Below are 1308 nucleotides of genomic sequence, written 5' to 3'. Positions count from 1 at the left end.
CGATGAAGCCCACCGCCACCACCTGCATGGCCACGTCGTTGGAAATGCCGAACAGCCCGCAGGCCAGCGGAATCAGCAGCAACGAGCCGCCCGGCACCCCGGACGCGCCGCAGGCACCGACCGCCGCCAGCACGCTCAGCAGCAGCGCGGTGGGAAGATCCACGGCGATGCCCAGCGTATGCACCGCGGCCAGTGTCAGCACCGAGATGGTGATCGCCGCGCCGGCCATGTTGATCGTCGCCCCCAGCGGGATCGCCACCGAGTAGGTTTCCTCGTGCAGCCCCAGCTTGCGGCACAGCTCCATGTTCACGGGGATGTTGGCCGCCGAGGAACGGGTGAAGAACGCGGTCAGGCCGCTCTCGCGCAGGCAGCGCAGCACCAGCGGATACGGATTGCGGCGGGTCACCACCGCCACGATCAGCGGGTTGCCGATGAAGGCCATGAACAGCATCGCGCCGACCAGCACGGCCAGCAGATGCAGGTAGTCGGTCAGCGCGCCCAGCCCGGACTCGGCCAGCAGCGAGGCGACGATGCCGAACACGCCCAGCGGCGCCAGCTTGATCACCATCCGCACCAGCCAGGTGATGGCGTCGGCCAGCTCGCCCAGCAGCGTGCGGGTGGCGGCGCTGGCCTGGCGCAAGGCCAGCCCCAGGCCCACCGCCCAGGCCAGCAGGCCGATGTAGTTGGCATTGAGCAGCGCATGCACCGGGTTGTCGACCACCTGCATCAGCAGCGTCTTGAGCACCTCGCCGATGCCACCGGGCGCGCTCAGCCCGGCGTCGGCCGCGGCCGTGAGCTGCAACGTGCTGGGGAACAGGAAGCTGGCTGCCACCCCCACCAGCGCCGCGATCAGGGTACCGATCACATACAGCAGCAGGATCATGCGGATATGGGTCTTCTGGCCCTGGCGGTGGTTGGCGATGGACGCGGCCACCAGCACCAGCACCAGGATCGGCGCCACCGCCTTCAACGCGGAGATGAACACCGTCCCCAGCAGCCCGACCGCCTTCGCTCCGGCCGGCCAGAGCATCGACAACACGATGCCGGCCACCAGACCGATGACGATCTGCACCACCAGACTGGGCGCGCGGAAGGAGGAGGAACGGTCGGTCATCGCAGGACTCGGCACAGGGCAAACGCCGATTCTCCCCCAGCGATGGCCGCCACCGCATCCCCTTAACGTCATGGATGGAGGATCGGCGACGGCAACCCCGTAAACCCCGCTAGGATGGTGTCCATGCACACACCGCCTCCCCGCCCGCCGCGCCGGCGCCTGCTGCGCCTGGCCGGCCATGTGCTCGGCATCCT

At 69.0% G+C, this 1308-nt stretch carries 1 protein-coding gene; it reads right to left on the bottom strand.

Annotation, left to right across the window (positions count from 1 at the left end):
* The coding region (gene sstT, locus JCM9942_RS16180) for a serine/threonine transporter SstT (RefSeq protein ID WP_054660877.1) at positions 1-1114 on the bottom strand (1114 nt) is incomplete at its 3' end.
* Positions 1115-1308: the final 194 nt, after the last annotated feature.

The sequence above is a fragment of the Stenotrophomonas pictorum JCM 9942 genome, from assembly GCF_001310775.1.
Taxonomy (GTDB): domain Bacteria; phylum Pseudomonadota; class Gammaproteobacteria; order Xanthomonadales; family Xanthomonadaceae; genus Stenotrophomonas; species Stenotrophomonas pictorum.
This window is presented reverse-complemented; position numbering and strand designations above follow the sequence as displayed.